The sequence below is a fragment of the Olleya aquimaris genome (assembly GCF_003259525.1).
Classification (GTDB): domain Bacteria; phylum Bacteroidota; class Bacteroidia; order Flavobacteriales; family Flavobacteriaceae; genus Olleya; species Olleya aquimaris.
In genome coordinates, this window is record NZ_QLLO01000012.1 from 19528 (window position 1) to 39445 (window position 19918).

16 protein-coding genes are annotated in these 19918 nt (G+C 32.9%); 1 reads left to right on the forward strand and 15 read right to left on the reverse strand.

All coding sequences use genetic code 11. From position 1 onward, the window contains the following. Positions 1 to 2: 2 nt before the first annotated feature. From LY08_RS13085 to LY08_RS13645, 15 genes are all read right to left on the reverse strand, one after another. A complete protein-coding gene (locus LY08_RS13085) occupies positions 3 to 1208 on the reverse strand; it encodes an efflux RND transporter periplasmic adaptor subunit (protein WP_054724090.1) in 1206 nt (401 codons plus the stop codon). 4 nt (positions 1209 to 1212) lie between these two features. After that, the gene (locus LY08_RS13090; RefSeq protein ID WP_054724089.1) at positions 1213 to 5547 is read right to left on the reverse strand and encodes a CusA/CzcA family heavy metal efflux RND transporter; all 4335 of its coding nucleotides are present in this window, start codon (positions 5545 to 5547) and stop codon (positions 1213 to 1215) included. A gap of 123 nt (positions 5548 to 5670) precedes the next feature. Next, on the reverse strand, positions 5671 to 6066 hold the full coding sequence (locus LY08_RS13095; RefSeq protein ID WP_236778447.1) for a hypothetical protein: 396 nt from the start codon (positions 6064 to 6066) through the stop codon (positions 5671 to 5673). 68 nt (positions 6067 to 6134) lie between these two features. After that, positions 6135 to 7238 carry a DUF4238 domain-containing protein gene (locus tag LY08_RS13100; RefSeq protein ID WP_054724087.1) on the reverse strand — a complete coding sequence of 368 codons (1104 nt, stop codon included), beginning with the start codon at positions 7236 to 7238 and terminating at the stop codon, positions 6135 to 6137. A 3-nt stretch (positions 7239 to 7241) separates the two neighbouring features. After that, entirely contained in the window at positions 7242 to 7976 is a 735-nt protein-coding gene (locus LY08_RS13105) for a hypothetical protein (RefSeq protein ID WP_054724086.1), read from the reverse strand. A gap of 9 nt (positions 7977 to 7985) precedes the next feature. Further along, positions 7986 to 10097, reverse strand: a complete 2112-nt coding sequence (locus LY08_RS13110; RefSeq protein ID WP_054724085.1) for a Piwi domain-containing protein — start codon at positions 10095 to 10097, stop codon at positions 7986 to 7988. Between the two features lie 100 nt (positions 10098 to 10197). After that, on the reverse strand, positions 10198 to 13419 hold the full coding sequence (locus LY08_RS13115) for an Eco57I restriction-modification methylase domain-containing protein (RefSeq protein WP_111660890.1): 3222 nt from the start codon (positions 13417 to 13419) through the stop codon (positions 10198 to 10200). A 7-nt stretch (positions 13420 to 13426) separates the two neighbouring features. Continuing rightward, positions 13427 to 13750 (reverse strand): helix-turn-helix domain-containing protein, encoded by a 324-nt coding sequence (locus tag LY08_RS13120; protein WP_245907592.1) that lies wholly within the window; start codon positions 13748 to 13750, stop codon positions 13427 to 13429. Between the two features lie 131 nt (positions 13751 to 13881). Next, positions 13882 to 15633 (reverse strand): DUF3987 domain-containing protein, encoded by a 1752-nt coding sequence (locus tag LY08_RS13125; RefSeq protein ID WP_111660891.1) that lies wholly within the window; start codon positions 15631 to 15633, stop codon positions 13882 to 13884. After that, positions 15630 to 16538, reverse strand: coding sequence for a BT4734/BF3469 family protein (locus LY08_RS13130; RefSeq protein WP_027879785.1), 909 nt, complete (start codon positions 16536 to 16538; stop codon positions 15630 to 15632). Before LY08_RS13130 ends, LY08_RS13125 begins: the two co-directional genes overlap by 4 nt. Next, a complete protein-coding gene (locus LY08_RS13135; protein ID WP_027879784.1) occupies positions 16525 to 16821 on the reverse strand; it encodes a helix-turn-helix domain-containing protein in 297 nt (98 codons plus the stop codon). The genes LY08_RS13130 and LY08_RS13135 overlap by 14 nt, the downstream gene beginning before the upstream one ends. After that, entirely contained in the window at positions 16818 to 17117 is a 300-nt protein-coding gene (locus LY08_RS13140; protein ID WP_036122936.1) for a helix-turn-helix domain-containing protein, read from the reverse strand. The genes LY08_RS13135 and LY08_RS13140 overlap by 4 nt, the downstream gene beginning before the upstream one ends. Positions 17118 to 17277: 160 nt before the next feature. Beyond that, positions 17278 to 18225, reverse strand: a complete 948-nt coding sequence (locus LY08_RS13145) for a DUF6617 family protein (protein WP_105473072.1) — start codon at positions 18223 to 18225, stop codon at positions 17278 to 17280. Next, on the reverse strand, positions 18225 to 19319 hold the full coding sequence (locus tag LY08_RS13150; protein ID WP_111660892.1) for a site-specific integrase: 1095 nt from the start codon (positions 19317 to 19319) through the stop codon (positions 18225 to 18227). Before LY08_RS13150 ends, LY08_RS13145 begins: the two co-directional genes overlap by 1 nt. Before the next feature lie 7 nt (positions 19320 to 19326). Then, entirely contained in the window at positions 19327 to 19533 is a 207-nt protein-coding gene (locus LY08_RS13645) for a helix-turn-helix domain-containing protein (protein ID WP_245907593.1), read from the reverse strand. Positions 19534 to 19570: 37 nt separating this feature from the next. On the opposite strand from LY08_RS13645, the gene LY08_RS13650 reads away from it, so the two are divergent. Next, complete coding sequence (locus LY08_RS13650; protein ID WP_245907594.1) at positions 19571 to 19819, forward strand: hypothetical protein; 249 nt, start codon at positions 19571 to 19573, stop codon at positions 19817 to 19819. Positions 19820 to 19918 lie beyond the last annotated feature (99 nt).

Genomic DNA, 19918 nt, shown 5'->3' on the forward strand with positions numbered 1-19918 from the left:
ATCTAATGTTCGTGTTCTGCTTCTCCTTTTTTCATTTCGGCTATTAAATAATACGCATTGTTATAAGCGAATTTTGTGATTTTATCTTGTTCTTCAGTAAATTGAACAGCTACCCAATTGCCATCTTTTGCTCCTAAAAGCACTTCAATAGGTTTAAAACTCCAATCGTCATTTTCTTTTTCTGCCGAAAACACGAAAAATCTATCACCTTCTTTTACTATCGCACTTTCAGGAAGTGCTTTTGTTTTGGTGTTCTCTACTTGAATTTTACCTTGGATATACATTCCAGGAATTAAGTTACCTTTCTTGTTTTCAATTTCAGCGTGTACGTGTACTGCTTTAGGGTCATCTTCAAATGTTTTGCTTACGGAATAGATTTCTGCTGTTAATTCTTCATCTTGCATTGTTTGTATATTAAAGCTTACTTTTTGACCTTTCTTAACTTTATACACATCTTTTTCAAAGACCATTAAATCAGCGTGAACGTGATGTGTATTTACAATTTCAAAGAGTTCAGTTTGTGGTTCAACATACTGTCCTGTTTTTACTTCTACCTTTTGCACATAGCCTTCAATAGGACTGCGTAATGATATACTTTGAGCAATTGTTCCATTTCGTACTGATGACGTATTTATGTTTAATAGTTTCAACTGCGCTTCCAATCCATTTACCATAGCTTTAGAGGCATCATATTCGGCTTCGGCCTTTTGAAAATTTGCACCAGAGCCAACTCCCGCATCATATAATTTTTGTTGACGCTCAAAGTTCTTCTTTAAAAAATTACTATTGCTAAAAGCATTCAAATAATCGGTTTGCATTTGAATAATATTTGGATGTGAAAGATATGCCACAATTTGACCTTTATTCACTTTGTCTCCTTCAATCACTTTTATGGATAACACATTTGCACCAACTACAGAAGTTATTGCTGCTTCACTTTGTGGTGGTACTTCCAATGTGCCATTTGCTTCTACATAACCACTCATATTACGCAATGCAATGGTGTCTATCTTCATTTTTAAAGCTTCAAACTGTTGTTGTGAAAGCATCACTTCTTCGCCTTCGCTATGGTCATCGTTTTCTTCAATCTTTTGTTCCTCGTTATGGGAATGACCATCACCTTCCTTATGGCTTTCTTTATTTCCGCAAGCAACAACTAAAAATGAAACTGTTAGTAGTGCTAAAATTATATATTGTGTGTTTTTCATTGTCTTATTGATTAAAATATTGTAATTGAAATGTACTTTCTAAATAGTTTGCTAACGCTGTTTGAGCTTCCAGTTCTGATTGAATAGCTTCTTTTATAAGTTGTGTAAACGCTGTGTAATCAATCTCTCCTTCTTTATAAGCAAACAAAGCACCAGTTTTTTGTTCTTTAATAAGTGGTAATACTTCATCCTTATAGAACAGCCAAGATGTTTTCCATTTTTGGTGATTTTCTTTGGCTTGATTAAATTTAGATTGCACTTCCTTTTGCTTGAACTGCATATTTGATTCGGCAATTTGCCTATCAATTTTTGCAGTTCTAACTTGTGCTTTTGTTGTACCAGATAAAAACGGTATGGAAATACCAGCTTGATAGGTATAAAACCCTGAATTTCCGTTTACTTTTTGCAAACCACCTTGAAGGTTTAACTTTGGTAAATTTTCAGCTTTGGCAGCTTTAAAGTTTGCTTCTGCCTCTGCGAGTTGAAGTTGAGAAACAGTATATAAAGGGTGTGCTTCTATACTAAAGGATTCTACATTTATTTCGCTCGCTATATCAATTTCATCTGAAACCGTATAAAAATCATCTGAAATCAACCACAAGTTTAATTGTTGTAAAGCAATAACATATTCGCTTTTTGATTGCAAAAATTTATTCTGAATCTGTAAGGCTTGATTTTTGGCTGCTGCATATTCCAGTTTAGAAATGGCTTCTACTTCATAATTTAAAGCAACTGCTTTTTCAAAGTTGGTATAAATGGAATCTAACTCTTTGTATAAATTATAATTCCTTTTACTCTGTAAAGCATTTGCCCACGCTTTCTTTACTTCCAGTTCTAAATCTAATTCTGAAAGCTGAAACGCTTTTTGAGCTAACTGAATGCGTTGCTCCAGTAATTTTCTCTTTGGTGCTATACCAAATACATCAATATTTGATTGACCAACTCCAATAGTGGTGTAAATACCATTTCCGTTATTGATTTCTTCACCTCCCGTAAAAATTTGGGTAGTACCAAAATCGAAAGCAGTTCCTTTTAATTGTTGTTGCTTATCAATTTCGAGTTGTTGTTGTTTTAAACTTGGATAGTTTTCTTTAGCCAATTTTACAGCTTCTTGCATCGAAATAATTGGTAACGAATCATTTATTTTTTGCGCATTTCCTGTTATTGGCAACAAAAACATAAAAGCCACCATAGCAGTAACTGTAATTACCTTTTTGTTAGCCCTAAAATTGAATGATTTGTTTTCTACCCAATGATATAATATAGGTAAAACGAATAATGTTAATAGTGTAGAGGTTAACAAACCACCAATTACAACGGTTGCTAAAGGTCGCTGAACTTCTGCACCAGCCGATGCTGAAATTGCCATAGGTAGAAAGCCTAAAACATCTGTAAAAGCAGTTAACATTATAGGTCTGATTCTTCGCTTTGTACCTTCTATAATTCTATCTTTTAGATTGGTAACTCCTTCTTCTTTTAACTCATTCAAACCACTAATCATTACTAATCCGTTTAATACTGCAACACCAAACAACACAATAAAACCAACACCTGCCGAAATACTAAAAGGCATATCACGCAACCATAACGCTACAACACCTCCAATGGTTGCCATTGGGATTGCTATATAAATCATCAAGGTTTGTGGTAAGGATTTTAATGCAAAATAAATCAGTACAAAAATGAGTAACAAGGCAATAGGAACAACAGTTTGTAAACGGTTACTGGCACGTTCTAAATTTTCAAAAGCACCACCATAACGAATGAAATAACCAGAAGGCAGTTCTAATTGTGCATCTAATTTAGTTTTAATTTCTTCTACCAATGATTTTACATCACGACCTCTAACATTGACACCTACATAAGTTCTTCTGTTGGTATTGTCTCTACTGATTTGCATTGGACCAGCTTTGTAGCTAACATCCGCAATTTCACGTAATGGAATTTGCGCACCAGAAGGCAAGTTGATATACAAATTTTGCACATCTGTTATGTCTTTACGATTATGAGAACTTAACCTAACCACCAAATCAAATCGCTTTTCGCCTTCAAAAATAGTTCCTGCTATTCCTCCTGCAAAAGCTGATTGCACAATTTGATTTAATGTATTTATTTGAAGTCCGTATTGTGCCAATTTACTTCTGTTATACGTAATTGTCATTTGTGGTAAACCCGTTGTAGCTTCCGCTTTCATATCGCCAATACCTTCTGTACCAGCAATGATTTTAGATATTTCTTCTGCTTTTTGAGACAGTAGATTTATATCTTCTCCATAAAGTTTAATAGCAATATCTTCTCTAACACCTTCAAGTAATTCATTAAAACGCATTTCAATGGGTTGTGTAAATTCATAGTTAACACCAGGAATTATTTCAACAGCTTCTTTCATTTTTTCAATGAGTTCATCTTTTGTCTCTACAGTAGTCCATTCGCTTTTTGGTTTCAGTATTACAAAAACATCAGCAATATCCATTGGCATTGGATCTGTTGGAATTTCTGCAACACCAATTCGACTGACTATTTTTTCAACTTCTGGAAACTTTGCTTTTACAATTTGTTCAATTTTTGTAGTTGTTTCAATCGTTTCTGTAAGTGAGCTACCGGGTTTTAAGATGGCGTGAAATGCAATATCACCTTCATCTAATTGTGGAATAAATTCGCCACCCATTCTTGTAAACATAAAAACTGCAATACCAAATAATACAACAGAAACACCAATTATTAATTTTCCTTTCTTTAAGGCTTTTTCTAATAGCGGTTGGTATTTACGTTCTACCCAATGCACAAATTTATCGCCATACGATTGTTTGTCATTTTTTGGTGCTCTTAAAATCAAGGCAGACATCATTGGTACATACGTCAAACAAAGTACCATTGCACCAATCATTGCAAAAATGAAAGTCAATGCCATTGGTTTGAACATTTTTCCTTCAATGCCTTCTAATGCTAATATTGGTAGAAATACAATTAGGATAATCAGCTGGCCGAAAAAGGCAGCATTCATCATTTTTTTTGAAGCATCTGCTGCAACGCCATCGCGTTCTTTGGATGTCAATTTCCTTTTCTTTAATACTTGTGATGCAATAAGAAAAACTGTACTTTCTACAATAATTACAGCACCATCGACAATAATTCCGAAATCTATTGCTCCCAGACTCATTAAATTAGCCCAAACATCAAAAACATTCATTAGTATAAATGCGAATAATAGTGATAATGGAATTGTTGAAGCTACTATTAAACCACCTCTCCAGTTTCCTAATAAAAAGATAAGTACAAAAATGACTATTAATGCGCCTTCCATAAGGTTTCCAGCTACCGTTGATGTCGTTTCTGCTATTAATTTACTACGGTCTAATAAAGGTTCAATAATCACGCCTTCAGGCAATGATTCTTCAATTTGAGCCATTCGCACTTTTACATTCTCAATAACATCGTTTGAATTAGCGCCTTTAAGCATCATAACCAAACCACCAACTACTTCGCCTTCGCCATCTTGGGTTAAAGCGCCATAACGAATAGCAGCACCAAATTGTACCGTTGCAATGTCGCCTACGGTAATTGGAATATTGTTTGTGTTTTTAACCGTAATCTTTTTAATATCCTCTAAACTACGCACCAAGCCTTCGCCACGAATAAAATTGGCTTGATGGTTCTTTTCAATGTATGCACCACCTGTATTTTGATTGTTGGCTTCAAGAGCTTCAAAAACATCGGTAATTGTTAAACCAATAGCTTTTAGTTCGTTTGGGTCTACAGCAACTTCGTACTGTTTAATTTTTCCACCTATTGCGTTTACTTCAATAACACCTTCTACCATAGCCATTTGACGCTGTACAATCCAATCTTGCATTGTACGCAAATCAGTAACCGAATATTTGTCTTTATATTCTGGTTTTACTTTAAGTGTGTATTGATAGATTTCTCCTAAACCAGAAGAAATAGGACCCATAGTTGGTTCGCCAAAACCACTCGGAATTTGTTCTTTGACTTCGTTTAGTTTTTCAGCTACTAATTGACGCGGTAGATACGTTCCCATATCATCGTCAAAAACTATAGTAACCACAGACAAGCCAAAACGAGAAATGGAACGGATTTCCTTTACTTCAGGTAAGTTACTCATTGCGACTTCCACAGGATAGGTTACAAATTGCTCAATGTCCTCTGTACCTAAATTGGGTGCTTGTGTAATGACTTGTACTTGATTATTGGTAATATCTGGAACAGCATCGATTGGTACTTGGGTCATACTCCAAATACCTGCTCCAACAATGGTAAGCGTTAGCAAACCAATAATGAATTTGTTATTGATTGAAAAATCAATGATTTTATTAATCATAGAAAATGTATTAATTCAGTTAAACTATTCGATACAATTCTGATATAAGAAATAGAATTGTACGAAATAAAAAGAACCATTTAGGCTCAAAATTGGATATAGTTATCCTTTAAAAAAACTGAATTATGCCCTTGGTGGCTGGAAAAGTGATTCCAAATATCTGGAAGTGAAGTTTACTTTATGTAAATTATACTGTTTTTTCTCTTCAAATTTTAGTCGATTGGTTAAAGCCAAATTGTTGTTCGCAATAATTAATACCAAAGGGTGACAACATTGATTATGGGAATGGAAAGGTGTATTCTCCTTATCTGGGTTATGATGATGCCCTTCATTTTTTGTATCATTGTCAATGTAATCTTCAACTACATATTCAAGGAAAGAGTCGCCATAGACTTTATGTTCTTGATAATGGGTAATAACACTTGAAATTTCTTTAATTGGACCACAAAAGTCCATATCTATGCTTATCCCTTGAAAAAAGAATAAAATAGACATTGATATGGAAAAAAATATTTTCATATAATTTAGACAAATATATAAATTATTTAATGCAATGGTGTTGCAAATGATGTTGCAAAAGTATTATACTACCACTTACCCATTTTAGAAAGTACTTTTTTATACTTCAGCATTTGTATGTCATCCTTACAATAAGGGTGTTCTAATAACTCTTTTAGCTTACCAATAAATTCATTGGAAACAAATCCTTTTTTCTTTAAAATCTCAAATAGAATTAGAGCTTGTTCCGCTCTGTATTTAGCTTTTTTGACAAATTCCTCACCATTTTCTGGTTTTTCATAATGACTTTGAATATCGAAATGTTTATCAATATCTCCTTTATAACCAATTAATAGTTTTTCTGCATTCTGTTGGGTTACTCCATTTGTAGTGAATACATAGTCTCTATCTTGTGTAAGACGATTAATTCTTGTTTGGCCATCTGCATAGTCATTGGGATGAATTTCTAAATAATGTGAGCGGTCTAATGGTAAAGTTATTACTGCTCTTGGGTCATATAACCCTTGAAAACGATTTGTTTCAAAATGCCTGATGGATACAGGATTATCGCAAGTTATGAGAGGTGCATTCGCATCATTAATTTTAATAACATTAATAGTACAGTCATATTTATATTTTACAAAATTCCCCCATTGTTCTAAATGGTTTACTAAAAAAACCGTTCTTGAACGTTCGTTATGTTCTTTTTTTACAGCTTCAATATCATCAATGTGAAACTTTATTTTTTCACCATATAAGTTCATTTTTATCAATCCTTCTTCATCTGCTGTATGAGCTGCTCTATCAAAAATTTGATTATTCATACTCCGTTGAAGATTTAAAATTCTTGGTGTTCTAAAATATAGCGAGAGACAAACGTAGAGTATCTGTATTTTTTGTTCTTGGGTTACCGTTAAAGTTTTTTCATCAATAAGCAGAGAATAGACCTTTTGAAATTCACTATCTACATTTTCAGCGTAATGTTTTTCTAATGCATATTTAATCTCATCAGATTCTGCTGGAATAGTATATATGTTTTTCTCAAAACAAATATCTTTAGTACTAATCTGTTCTAAAAGAATATCATCATCAGTTTTATAAACATCAACAAAATAATTTCTTTTTCTACCTTCAATTCCAAAGTTCTTTAAATATGAACGTGGAATATAATGTTGTTTTATTGGGTTTGACATACTCTATTTTACTTCGTTTAAAGGCATTTCTTTACTGCCTATTTTATCTAATAGACTTTCAATGTTATTTACTATCTCTTTAAAGAATTTTGGATTATCAAGTACTATTTCAAATCTATTTTGTGAAGAGACATACTGTTTTAAAGTAAACTTACCTTTGCTAAAACTCTTAATGTTATTGAACTTTTTATCACTATTATTGACGGTATCGTTGTTTTTAATTATACCCTTATGATGAACAACTAAATTACGTACTTGTCTAAAATTATCGATAAAACTCCATTCAGGATTGAGTATCGAAAAATCAACTTTAGCTGACTGCTTTAAGAACTTCTTTACCTTATCAATATCATTATTACCCTTTAAGTCATCTACTCTGTAGTCTGTTTGTTTATACGATGCGAACCTATCACAACCACGTTTTAAAACATCTTCAAAAAAAGAATACAGTTGTATGATTTGAGCGTTTCTATAATTTTTGATGTAAACATCATTAAACATAAAAACATTGTCAATAAAGGAATCCTGTATGTGGTCTAAATATTCCTCTGAATATTCTGATTTATCAACCTCTTTGGATTTTTGAAAATTATCATACTCAACCTCTATATTTTTTAATTCTCTTTCAAAATGAGTTTCCATATGATTCATATAATCTTCAATTAAATGGAACTCAAAATGGATAAAACCAAAACCCATTATAGATGCAAGTGTTTCTTTTCTTCTTAATCTTGACATATCATTCTTTTATAAAAACCATAAAGCATCTTTGGCATCATCTGGAACACCATTATTAAATCGTGGCGCTATTTGTGCTACCATTTCTGGATATTTTATAGTGATTGGGACATTCTGTTGTCGTAGTGATTTCCAATACAATCTGCTAAACTGATATACTTGTGTTAATAATTCTAACACGACGTCTGCATCTTCAAAAGCATCTTCATCTGGACTGCTTATTTTAATTTTTATTGGAAATGGATAGCCATCTGTATCTGCATACCTTTGAGAATTAGGGTAACGTGCATTGTTAAACAGCAAAAATTGGTTTTCGCTTATACGTATGTATGTACCACTTACTGGCATTAACTTTTTATTCCAATTGAGGTCGTAAGCAATAATATCTTCTGCTTCTGTTTTATTGATATTTAGAATGTAGAGAGGAATTTTTAACCCTAATGTATGCATCCCTCTTATAATAGGTTTTAGTTCCTCGTAGCTCATTTCTTTATAGAAGTGAATGACTACTTTATCAGCTTCTGCAACAGATGTAAAATCTCTTATGGCTTTACATATACTACCTGCTAACAGGTCTGTTTCGCTTTGGTCAAAATACTCGAACTTTCTAAACAAGCCATTGTTTTGAAAACTAAAGGCACTTGCTATATAACGTCTGTTTTCGCCTTGATTGGTAAATGCACCAACACCTATTACTAATTCTTTTTTATCGGTTACTGCAAGTTTCCAAGGTGCGCCACCTAATTTGGCGTGAATTGCCAATGCCATATTTTGTAATGAGAATTGGAAGTTGTATTGATTCTCGATATTGACCACCATTTTTTCATAATCTACAACCTGTGTAACAATGCCTTCATTTAGAAAGAGTTCTTTGATTTGAATATATATTTCTCGGTCTTCAGGATTTGGTGTAAACTTATCGAAAGGACTTAAATAAAACGCTGCATAACGTACAGTATCGTGGTCGAATGAAAGGTTTTCTAACTTTTCTGTAATTTCTGGAATTGGGTCGCTTTCGTTGGTAAACTCTATAAAATGCTCTTTAGAAGTTGAAGCCTTAATGTTTACATAAGCCTCAATCCCTTTAAAATATTTTTTATCTGCCGTAACACCAGTTTTAAGGTTGTTGTAAAATGTTTTAATTGCTTCTTTATGCGAGGTATGGTACACAAAGAAAAACTTAATATTTTGGTTGTTTGGTCGTTTGTATGGGTTAAGGTTATTCATTGCCAATTTAGGCACTAAATGGGTTTTCTTGTTACCATATTGGTCTTTACCAAACTCTAATAATCCTACTTGTGGGTCAATGTGATTAATACGGTTGAGAGGCACATCAATAAATGCATCGTTTTTAAACGGGAAAATGGCTTTAAAATCTTCTGCAAACAAATAATTGGTTGCAAAATTATTAATAAGTGCTACATACTTTTGGTATTTATTAGCTGGTCTAATTGGTTCTTCAATAGGTATCTCTAATGCTCTGGCTAATGGTAAACTAAAAATTGGGAATGCTTTATCAAACTCAATAGCATTGAAATAATCTTCTTTTTCCTCTGTATCGAGGTTCATTTGATAATTGAAGATAGTTTGTCCATATACGCAACGTTTTATTAACTCTGAATCCTCAATATCCTTAACAGACGTTGTAAGGACTTTTGATGTGCCATCGTACGATACAATAAGTTCTGGTAAGTCGGTTAATTTTGCAAATTGTATTTTAAATGAAAACTTATAATATAAATTATAATGCTCTGTATTGCCTTTAAGAGAAGGCATCCAAACCTGTACATCACCTACAAAGTTTTTTACAACTACATAGTCTTTTGCTTTAAAATAGCTTCTTAATTGGTGTTTAAGGAATTGCTTATATATTCTTAATTCTCTACCATCTACTAAATTTAACTTAATGCTTGGTGCATCTGGTATTTCCGTTGTAAATGTTGTAAATATTTGGTCTTTGTTAGATAAGTCTGCATCTGGAAACACCTCTTTAATCTGCCTTGAAAATTTAGATTTATGTATAGGATGACTACCTTCAATATCTTCTAAAGTTAAATAAATGGTAGGCGCACTATTAGGCCATTTAAAGTTAAGTATGTTCGTTTTGAGGTGTTCTTGCATTGGTATTGGGATTTTCAGTATTACATATTTATTTTTTTAGTTTCAATTTAAAAGATTGCCACGTCGCTGCGCTTCTCGCAATGACAACTATTATTAATTTTTATGAATTTTCAACAATCTCTCGTTCTTCTTGTGTTAAGCTATATAAATCGTACACCATAGTGTCAATTGTTTTTTCTGTTTGAGTAATTTGGGTTTGTAACTCTTGGGCTTTTTTCTTGTTGTCTTCAAAGAGTTCTAACCACTCGAACTCGTCTTTTTTGGTTAATGGTGTGCCACTTGCTTTTTTAATGGCTTTGTTGAGTTCTTTTATAAAGTCTGCAAAGTCTAACTCGTGCCAGTTATCGAGTTTTCGGGTTACAACTAATTCATTGTATTGGTGCAACAAATAGGTTATGAATTTTGTCTTAATAAAGACAAACTCCTTAATTTCCTTTGAAATCTTATCATAGACATTCTCAACTTCTGATACTGTTTGCTCATCAGGTTCAACAAATGGTAATTGCGATAACAACACAGGTTTTACTTGTGCTAAAGTTCTTCCTGTTTCAGAGGAAAGAAGTCTATATAAGTAAGTTGAAATTTTTGAATTTAAAAATGCAGATAAATATTTATTTGAAATTTTTGAATTGCTATTGAATAAGTATAACCCATCGGTAGGATATATTTTTTCTTCATCGATTGAAGTAATTATACTGTCTCCTGTTATGACACCTAAAACTTTACTTTCTTTCTCAAATATATTTTTATTTCTTGCTCTGTGTAAAGTGTAAAATGGATGTTTACCCAGTTTAACTTCTTTGCAAGTTATTCTTGGTAAATACTCCTCAATGTATTTATAAATATTAGGGAAATCTGAAGGATTATCTTCCTTTGTTAGGTAAAATAGATATTTATCTGAATCAATAGTATAATAGCGTTTTACATCTACACCACCTGTGACAGTTTTTTTAATAAAGTCTATTTCTAATTTTCTTTCTTTAATTATTTCTTGAGTAACAATAAATGCATCTTTTAAATCTGGACTAACACCTCTTTGTATTCCATCATCATCAATATAATCTTTTAAAGTAGACTTCTTATAACGTTTTAAAAGTTCATATCCCTTTAAATTTTGTGTTGCGATTACTGTATTAGGAATAGAATAAAACAAGTCTTTCTCTACTTCATAGGTTTTTATAACAGTAATGTCGTCATCCTTATATTTATTAAAATTACCTACTATTATAGGCTCTATAGATTCCGTTTTTTCGTAAATTAAAATAGCTGATGGTCGAGCTACATCTTCAAAAATTCCATCTCCAACATTTAAAGCGATGTTAAGATGTGTTTCATCTAATATTCTTTCTCGAAGTTTTGAATTATCCTTTTGATATAGGATAACATCAGGAACAATCATTCCAATAACTCCATCTTTGGTAATCAAGTCAATAGATTTGTCCATAAAGAACATAAATGAATCTATCATTCTTACTATTATAGCTTGATGCTTGCTTTTAACAAATTTTAAATCTAATTCGGGAAATTTAGCTCCCCAAGGCGGATTCCCAATAATTACATCAAAACCACCTTTATCAAATATCTGTGGAAATTCTTGTTGCCAATTAAAGGCTTTATCTCCTGCAACGGTTTTGCTATCAATTAATGAGTTACCACATTTAATATTGTTGCTTAAATCGTTGAGTTTTCGGCGTGGTTGTGCTGTACGTAACCAAAGCGATAGTTTGGCAATTTCAACAGATTCTTCGTTAAGGTCAACCCCATAAATATTGTTTTCTAAAATGGTGTTTTCTATATCACTTAAAATAAGGCCACCACCTAATACTTTTGCTTTTAGCTCATCGATGTAACGGTGTTCTTTAATCAAAAAATCTAACGCTTGGTTTAAGAAAGCTCCAGAGCCACAAGCTGGGTCGCAAATGGTTATTTGTAGTAACCACGCTCTGTAATTATCTAAAACTTCTAATAGTTGTTTTTTGGTGTTTTGGTGTGTTCCCTTTTTTATCTCGAAATAGGCTTCTTCTTTAAAGCCTAATGATTCTTTTTTCTCTTGACAGAGTTTACCAATGGTATTTTCTACAATGTATTTGGTAATGTATTTTGGTGTGTAGAACACGCCATCTTTTTTACGCTTACTCTTTTGTTTATCGAACTCGCCACCTTCAATTTCAGCATTAACGCTTTCAATTTCATTAAGTGAGTTTTCAAAAATGTGACCTAAAATATTAACATCTACTTGACTGCTAAAATCGTATTTAGCGAGTTTGTAGGTGTGTTTGTAAAGTAAGTCATCATCAATCTCTAAACTATCGAGAATGGCATCCGGTTTAAACAATCCGCCATTGTAGGCATAGATTTCTGCTCTTGAGGTTGTGCCTTTTCTACCTTCATCTAAAAAATGAAAGTATTGTTTAAAGAGGTTGTATAATGGGCGTTCGTCACCAAAATCGATGTCGGCTTTCCACTTATCTAATATCTGTATTGTTGAGTTTGGTGGTAATAAGTCTCTATCTTCCGCAAAGAAAATGAACAGGAAACGGTCTATGAGTTTCTGTGATTTTTTGAATAGGGATAGTTTTACGTTTTTTTCGAGTGCTTTTAGTTCGGTGCTATCGTCTCCATTATGAGATTGCCGCGCTTCGCTCGCAATGACATTTTGTTTTAGGCGTTTGGCATTTCGTTTTACGAGGTCTCTAAAGAGTTCGCGTTTAAATACGGAATAGTCGTTGTAAAACTGTTTGGTAATCTTGTCTTCCTCAACTAAAGACGCTTCTTTAATGGTTAATGGTAGATTGTTGAGAATGTTATCCTTTTGTAAGCATAGGTACATTAAAGCAAATTCTTCGGGCGCTAACTGAAAGAGATTAAACTCTAAAAACTCGGTAGCATCGTTGATGTAAAACCTCAACTTCTCAAAATTGGACGTAATAACATACACACAGCCTTTTTGATTGGCTTTATAATCGAACGCCTGTTTGCGGATGCTTTCTAAATCCTTGGTATTGGTTCCCTTTAGTTCAATAACTCCAATAGCTTTGGTTTCCTTTAAAATGGCTCCGTCTGCTTTTCCTGCGCCTTTTTGGTTTTTAAACTCGGTAGTGATATTGAAATTAGGTTTTGGATTTAGGGTATAACCCAAGATATTGACAAACAATTCATCTAGAAACTTGGCTTGGTATTGTTCTTCTTTAGAGTTTTTAATATTCTCCTGAATGGTAGCATTGTGAAAATACTTGGTGTATTTTTTATAGGCACGCTCAACTACTGAATTATCTTGTTGCGCCAGATATGTTTTTAATACTGATGTTTGGAATAATGCCATTTAGAAGCTACTGTTTTTTGTTGGTTAAGTTCTTAATTTCTTCTTCTGCTTTTTTGAGGATTTCCGTACTGTTGGATTCATCTTTAAGCATATTGACAATTTTATCAGCCATCCAAAAGTTTAGTAACTCATTTTCACTTTCATTTAATGCTTTAGCTAAATCCTCCACTTGTTCCTTTCTAGCTATGCGAGTACCTCTTTCAATTTTACTTAATAAAGCAGTATCAATATTCATTTGTGAAGCAACTTCACGAAGTAATAGTTGCTTTTCTTCCCTTAACTTCCTTATATAATTACCAAATGTCATTTTAGAGATATTTTGACTTGTCAATATTTGTCTAATTTAAGAAAAGGTAACAAAAGGAAAGTAAAAAGATATAAACAGTTATTAACAGGTAATGAGGAAGTTGAGGATTTGAGGAAGTCCATTTAATCATTTCCTTAAATCCTCGAAATCCTTAACTATGTCTTTGCAGGATTTGAATAGTTATTGTGTGCTTCTCTGTGTATTAATCCTGCATCAACAAATTTGGTAATATAACCTTCTGCTGTTTTATGTGGGATGCTCTGTTTTGTGGCTAAATCTAAATACTCTTGTCTGCTAAATTGCTTTGGTAAACTTTCTAAAAAGCGTTCTTTTCTATTTAACCGTTTTGTTACTTTTTGCTCTATTGGTAAATCATTAAATACTTTACTACTGTGCTTCACTAAAATTGAAATAATAGTTAGTGCATTTTCAAAATCTATATCCTCACATTCTTTAGTTGCGTTTACATCGCCATCTTCCATAATGCGAAATGCTGTGAATAGCATCATTATCCTAAACGCAATTAAGCCTAATCGCCTTATTGTTGCAATGTATTCTTCGGGTTGTAGGTTGATGTATTTGGTCTGTAAGGATTCAAAAAATGTATTGAATTGCTGTTGTTGGGTTGTGGTTAATCGTATTTCAATCTCTGGATTGTTTTTTAGCGTTTTGTACAATTCTAAAAACTCGCTACCTAATTGGTTATAGTAATCATCTAAACCTAACTTATTACTATTTTGAAATACATTTTTCCAAGTTGGTTTTATATTCATATAGTAAAACATAAAGCGACTAAACAAGCCATTTTCTGCGTTGGGTATTAGAGTCGCCACTTGTTTTGGTGTACCTGATAATACTGTTGATAAACAGGGTTTTTCAATATCTACATATTCTCTATCTGTTCTGCGATAATAGCTTATGGTTTCGTGATGAAATGCTTTACGAAACCCATCGGAATAATTGCCATAATCACTTTTAAAGGCTTGGGCTAACGTGTCGCCTTCGGTTTCAAAAATTAATCCTCTGCCTTTATTATCAGAAATTAATTGATATACGCCTGTTACACTATTGTTAGCAGGAATAAACAGCATTCGTTCTGGTGGCTTACTCGGTTTTTCCAAGTTTTCATCTTTGCCTTTGTTCATATTATAAGTAGCGGTTTCTGCTTGAAATTGCTGCTTTAATACTTTTGCTTGTTCTCGTTTTAATTTGTGAACAGGCTCTACCAAATTTTTAATTTGGTTAAGCCTTCCTTTACCTGCAGATGCAGGTGCGGTTACAAATAAATATAAGTTGCTAAATACTTTACGTTGGTCATAGATTCCGAAGAGTTTAGGAAAACACGCACTAAATGCTGTTAATGCGCCTAATAACAAAATGTCCTTTTCTTCCTGTCCATTAGCAGGATTTACAACTTGTTGTAAAAACTGTGGCAAATTTTCATATACCGTTTCTGGTATTGTTGGCATTGCTTGCTCTTTTGTATCGACAACCGTTGCAACGTTTGTTGCAACTTCGCTGTTGTACTGTTGTTTAGTCGGTTTGATACCTGACTGATGTGCGTAATGGTAAAAGGTAGCAATTGTAATACCGTGTCCTTTTGCATTTAAGCATTTATCAAATTGTGCATCACATTCTTTGGTATCGTAACCTGCATAATTTTTACTTATACGGTGGAAATAATCCCTTCCTGTTTCTCCATATTCTTCTGCTAATGCAAAGCCTAAATCTCTCCAAGTGGCATAACTTCCTGTTATGTCTGTACCTGATTGCTCTATTGCTGAAATGTAGGATTCAATGTCGTTATCAGCAACTGCAACAACATTAGTTGTTGCGGTGTTGCTTTTTGGTTGAGGTTGCTCTTTAGGAACTTCTAACCAATCTTTTGGGTTAAATATTTTAGTCATAATGCTTGATGTCTTTTATGTAGAAAGGCTGTTGGGTCATATGGTAAAAAACACGCTCTGGAAACGTCTTTACCTGACTGGTCAACCTCAATGTTATAATTGTGTTTAATGTAATTTGCTACTGCTGTGAAATATTCTGAATGTGATACTTCTGAAATATCTATTCTAATAATCCATTTTAAACCATCACCAGATGGTGATATGAATAGCATTTCGGTTTCAAAATATTCATCATTTAAGAGCTGTGTTCTTAACTCTTGTAGATTCTCTAAATGGTCAAAATCAATGGTTAATAAATTAGAATGCTTTAGCAAATTTTTATCGCCTCGTTTTTCAAATATTCCTGAAAGTGTTACGTAATCAAAGCGATTTGCTTTGAATTTACGTGCTTCTTTTACATTGGTAATTGCTCTTAATTCTTCAGTAATCCTTTTGTATTTATCACTTGTGATTAATGCAAATATTTGATGCAGTCGCAATGTTTCCGCAGGAAATACATTACGAACAGGTGCTTTGAAAAAGCTACAGTAAGCATACCAGGTATCGTCTGGTTCGTTTAACCATTCTAACTCGTCATTTTCTTTGATTTCTAAATTCAGATGTACTGCTTCATTTATTTTCTGCAATAAATCAGCTTCATCAATAGTTTTAAAATGATATTTGGCAAATTCAAATACATCACCGTTAAAGGTTTTTAGTTCGGTATCTCTATGGGTTGCAATCACTCCATCAATATGAATCCGTAAAGTTTCTTTTCCACCATTAAATGGGTTACGAGTTATCCCGCAGTCCCTTCCTTTTACGGAAAGGACTGTTGTATCAGGATAATACTGTCTTAACACATAGGCATAAATCTTTAAGCCATAATGTGTTTTGTCTAAAATTGCTTCTCTACTTATTTCCATCTTGCTTGAAATTATGGTTGTAGTAGTTATCTTGAAGCAATTGCTCTATGTCAGCAACTCTATAGTAAAATTTACCTTTTACTTTGCTGTAAGGCAAAGTGCCATTGGTTCTTAAAGTTTGCAACGTACGCTTACTAATATGTAAAGTCTGCAATACATCTTGATTGTCTATCCACGTATCCTTTAATACTTCTGCTCTCGATTGTCGCAACAATTCGATACGTGCTTTTAAGTCCTTGATATCTTGCGAGAGTGCCAAGATTAAATCGATTATTTCAGTCATAACTTCACCGCTCCTTTCTTAATTAGGTAATCGGCAGCTTGCTGTTCGATTTCATCTTGTGAATCAACACGGTTACTTAATAACCATTCTTCTAATTCGACTCTGTTAAAATAAATTTTCTTTCCATTCGGTTTATAATGTGGAATGGTTCCTGTACTTGTAAGTTTGTATAAATGGGATTGTGATAATTCCAAAAACTTACACGCTTCGTTGAAGCTCAATACGTTTTTTACAATAATGTTTCTGTCTAAAACGTGCTGTTCAATAATTTTGAGACGTTCTAATATTTCGTCCATAACTAATAAAATTTTAGTTTATAGTAAATGGACATCTGGCCAAATGTCATTCTTGGTTTTCAAGAACAGGACAAAGGTTCAAAATTGGCTTCTCGATTTTAGTAAGAGTGTAAAACAAGGGTAAGACAACAGTAAGGTTTCTTACTATTCTTACTGTTTTTTATTGCAGTTGTTGGATAATTTTATCTATTTCTTCCTTTTCTTTTGGGTTATGAACTTTGTTTTTGTGAAGATTATTAGCCTTTAATAGCGTACCTGTTTTGGTAACAAATTTTCCAGAACGTTCTATTGCCGTAGGATTGAAATAAATAAAAAATGGTTTAAGTTTTGTTACAAGGTAACTAAACTGTGTCGTCTCGCATTGAAGATAAATTTGCGATTCTGTATTTGTGAAATCTTTTGCTAATAAGAGTTCGTGCAACTGTTCTACAGTTGTACGGTTATCTAACAAATCTATTTTTAGATTTACCAGTTTGAGCACAGTTAGCAAAGTTGAAGTGTCATTACTTTTATATCCGAAAGAAGTCTTTGGTTTTGCTTTCGTTTTTGATGTTTTTTTGGTAGCAACTTTTTTAGTGGTGCTCTTTTCTATCACATTAACATCAAAAGTTTCATCATTAAAGTATTTTTCTGCAATTTCTGAAATAGAAAATGTTGTGTTTTCTGAAAACTGACCGTATTGCTCTTGTAGTTCAGCATACAATCTTATAGCAGACACTTTTAAGTAGTTTATGATATAATTATCATCATTATTTAAATCTGCTGTTATTCCTCTCTTATTGATATAAGTTGCAATGTCATTTAAGTACTTATCAAATTTATTAAGTAGAATAGTATAGCTATATTTATTTTCCGGTGTAGTTGCATTTACGGGAAATTCTTTTGAAAATGATGCTACTGTATTTTCTGTTTCAATAAAGATTAGCTTTTGGTAGTATTCTTTTTTCGCATTTAAAGGCTTTTTAAAGTTTACTTTAAAAACTGCATTATTGGCTTTTGGATTCAATTTAAAATCAGACAGTAGGTATTTAAAATCCTTTTTTTGTCTATTATCTCTATGTAAGCCATTGGTTATAGAAACCAAACTTGAAAATACACTTCCTTTCATTATAAATCCAGTTGAATACGGTTAGCAGCTTCTTTCTTTTTATCGTCAATTACTTTAGCATATATCTGTGTAGTGCGTAATTCTTTATGACCTAATAATTTTGATACTGTATATATGTCTGTACCCAATGTTAATTGTAAGGTAGCGTAGGTATGGCGCGCGCAATGGAAGGTTATATTTTTAGTAATACCTGCTTTCATCATCCATTGTTGTAGCTTTAAGTTAGACCAGGCACTATAATGTAAGCCATCAAACACTTTATCATCTGGATTACCTTTTTCTCCTAATAGATTTCTTGCTTGGTATGATATTGGTAAGGTTTCAACACCTTTAGTTTTCTTTTGTCTAAACCTGATATAATATCCCATTTCTTTAGAGTGCTGGATTTCTGACCATATTAGTTTTTCAATATCTGACCAACGTAATCCGGTTAAAGCTGAAAAAATAAAAGCATTCTTTAAAATAGGCAGTTCACATTCTGTATTAACTACTTTTTGTAATTCATCAAGCGTTAAAAATTCTCGTTGAGGTTCGCCTTGTTTGAAGTATTCAACACCATTTGCAGGATTTACTTTTAAAATACCATCCTTGACCGCCTGTTTTAATGCTGCTGAAAATTTTCCGAAATATGAATATTTTGAATTTTGAGACAGTTTTTTACCTGCTCTACTTATTGCATCTTTATCTAAATACTCTTTGAAACGCTCAACAAATGATTTGTCTATGTCTTGAAAACTAACATCAGTTGGACAAAACTTTTTTAAATGTTTTAGCATACTATTCCAATTTCCATAGTTGCCAGAGCTTGTATTTTTCTTTTCTGCTAAAGCTGTGATGTAAGTAATAAAACTGCCTTTTAGCTTTTCAATATCTTGAAAGCCATAAATACCGTTTTGAATTTCAATCTGTCGTTGTGCACAAATAGTTTCTGCAAGTTGCTTCGTTTTCCTATTTACCTCTCTTTCCGTTTTGGTTTTAGGATTTGGTGTAAGGTATAAGCGTAAGTATTCGGTTTTACGTTTACCTTTATGATAGTAATCTAAATACAGGCTTATTTTGTCGTTCTTCTTGCGTTGTCTTAATGTTACTTTCATAATGGAATTAATTAAAGAGGTTTTCTATTTGCCATCTGGCCACAATACGCTTTCTACCAAAAGGAACTGCTTTTAAACGTCCTTGTTGAATCATTCTTTGAATGGTCCATCTACTCACACCAATAAGTTGTGAGGCTTCTGTAACGCTTAAAAAATCTTTGTTATTTACAGCATTAGGATTGTGAACTTCAACAACTTGTTTTTGCTGTTGCATATCTTCAGTAAGAGTAGCTTGGATTTTTTCTTGACGCTTGCGAGCCTTATATGCCCTTTTTGCACAAGTATCACCACAGTATTTAGTAACTGTTGTGCGTGCTGTAAACGCATTACCGCAATGCTTACAAGTTTTAGGAATGAATAAATTACTGCTCATAAATGGTGCTTTATGTAGCGTAATGGTGCAGCGTGGTGCGTTATGGTGCATCATTTCGCCTTTATTTTCGCCAACAGATTTGGGCAACAAATCCGTATTTAAGGCAACAGATATACAACAAATTTAATCAAAAAAGAGCAATAAAGCAACAAATAAAAGAAGATAAAAACCTATAAAAACAACAATAACAAGTGATTAACAAATAAAAGAAAGTAAGTTACTTCCC

Excerpts from the sequence above, each read along its gene's own strand:
- LY08_RS13085 (WP_054724090.1), bottom strand. The coding sequence starts at position 1,208 with ATGAAAAACACACAATATATAATTTTAGCACTACTAACAGTTTCATTT.
- LY08_RS13090 (WP_054724089.1), bottom strand. The coding sequence starts at position 5,547 with ATGATTAATAAAATCATTGATTTTTCAATCAATAACAAATTCATTATT.
- LY08_RS13095 (WP_236778447.1), bottom strand. The coding sequence starts at position 6,066 with ATGAAAATATTTTTTTCCATATCAATGTCTATTTTATTCTTTTTTCAA.
- LY08_RS13100 (WP_054724087.1), bottom strand. The coding sequence starts at position 7,238 with ATGTCAAACCCAATAAAACAACATTATATTCCACGTTCATATTTAAAG.
- LY08_RS13105 (WP_054724086.1), bottom strand. The coding sequence starts at position 7,976 with ATGTCAAGATTAAGAAGAAAAGAAACACTTGCATCTATAATGGGTTTT.
- LY08_RS13110 (WP_054724085.1), bottom strand. The coding sequence starts at position 10,097 with ATGCAAGAACACCTCAAAACGAACATACTTAACTTTAAATGGCCTAAT.
- LY08_RS13115 (WP_111660890.1), bottom strand. The coding sequence starts at position 13,419 with ATGGCATTATTCCAAACATCAGTATTAAAAACATATCTGGCGCAACAA.
- LY08_RS13125 (WP_111660891.1), bottom strand. The coding sequence starts at position 15,633 with ATGACTAAAATATTTAACCCAAAAGATTGGTTAGAAGTTCCTAAAGAG.
- LY08_RS13130 (WP_027879785.1), bottom strand. The coding sequence starts at position 16,538 with ATGGAAATAAGTAGAGAAGCAATTTTAGACAAAACACATTATGGCTTA.
- LY08_RS13135 (WP_027879784.1), bottom strand. The coding sequence starts at position 16,821 with ATGACTGAAATAATCGATTTAATCTTGGCACTCTCGCAAGATATCAAG.
- LY08_RS13140 (WP_036122936.1), bottom strand. The coding sequence starts at position 17,117 with ATGGACGAAATATTAGAACGTCTCAAAATTATTGAACAGCACGTTTTA.
- LY08_RS13145 (WP_105473072.1), bottom strand. The coding sequence starts at position 18,225 with ATGAAAGGAAGTGTATTTTCAAGTTTGGTTTCTATAACCAATGGCTTA.
- LY08_RS13150 (WP_111660892.1), bottom strand. The coding sequence starts at position 19,319 with ATGAAAGTAACATTAAGACAACGCAAGAAGAACGACAAAATAAGCCTG.
- LY08_RS13645 (WP_245907593.1), bottom strand. The coding sequence starts at position 19,533 with ATGCAACAGCAAAAACAAGTTGTTGAAGTTCACAATCCTAATGCTGTA.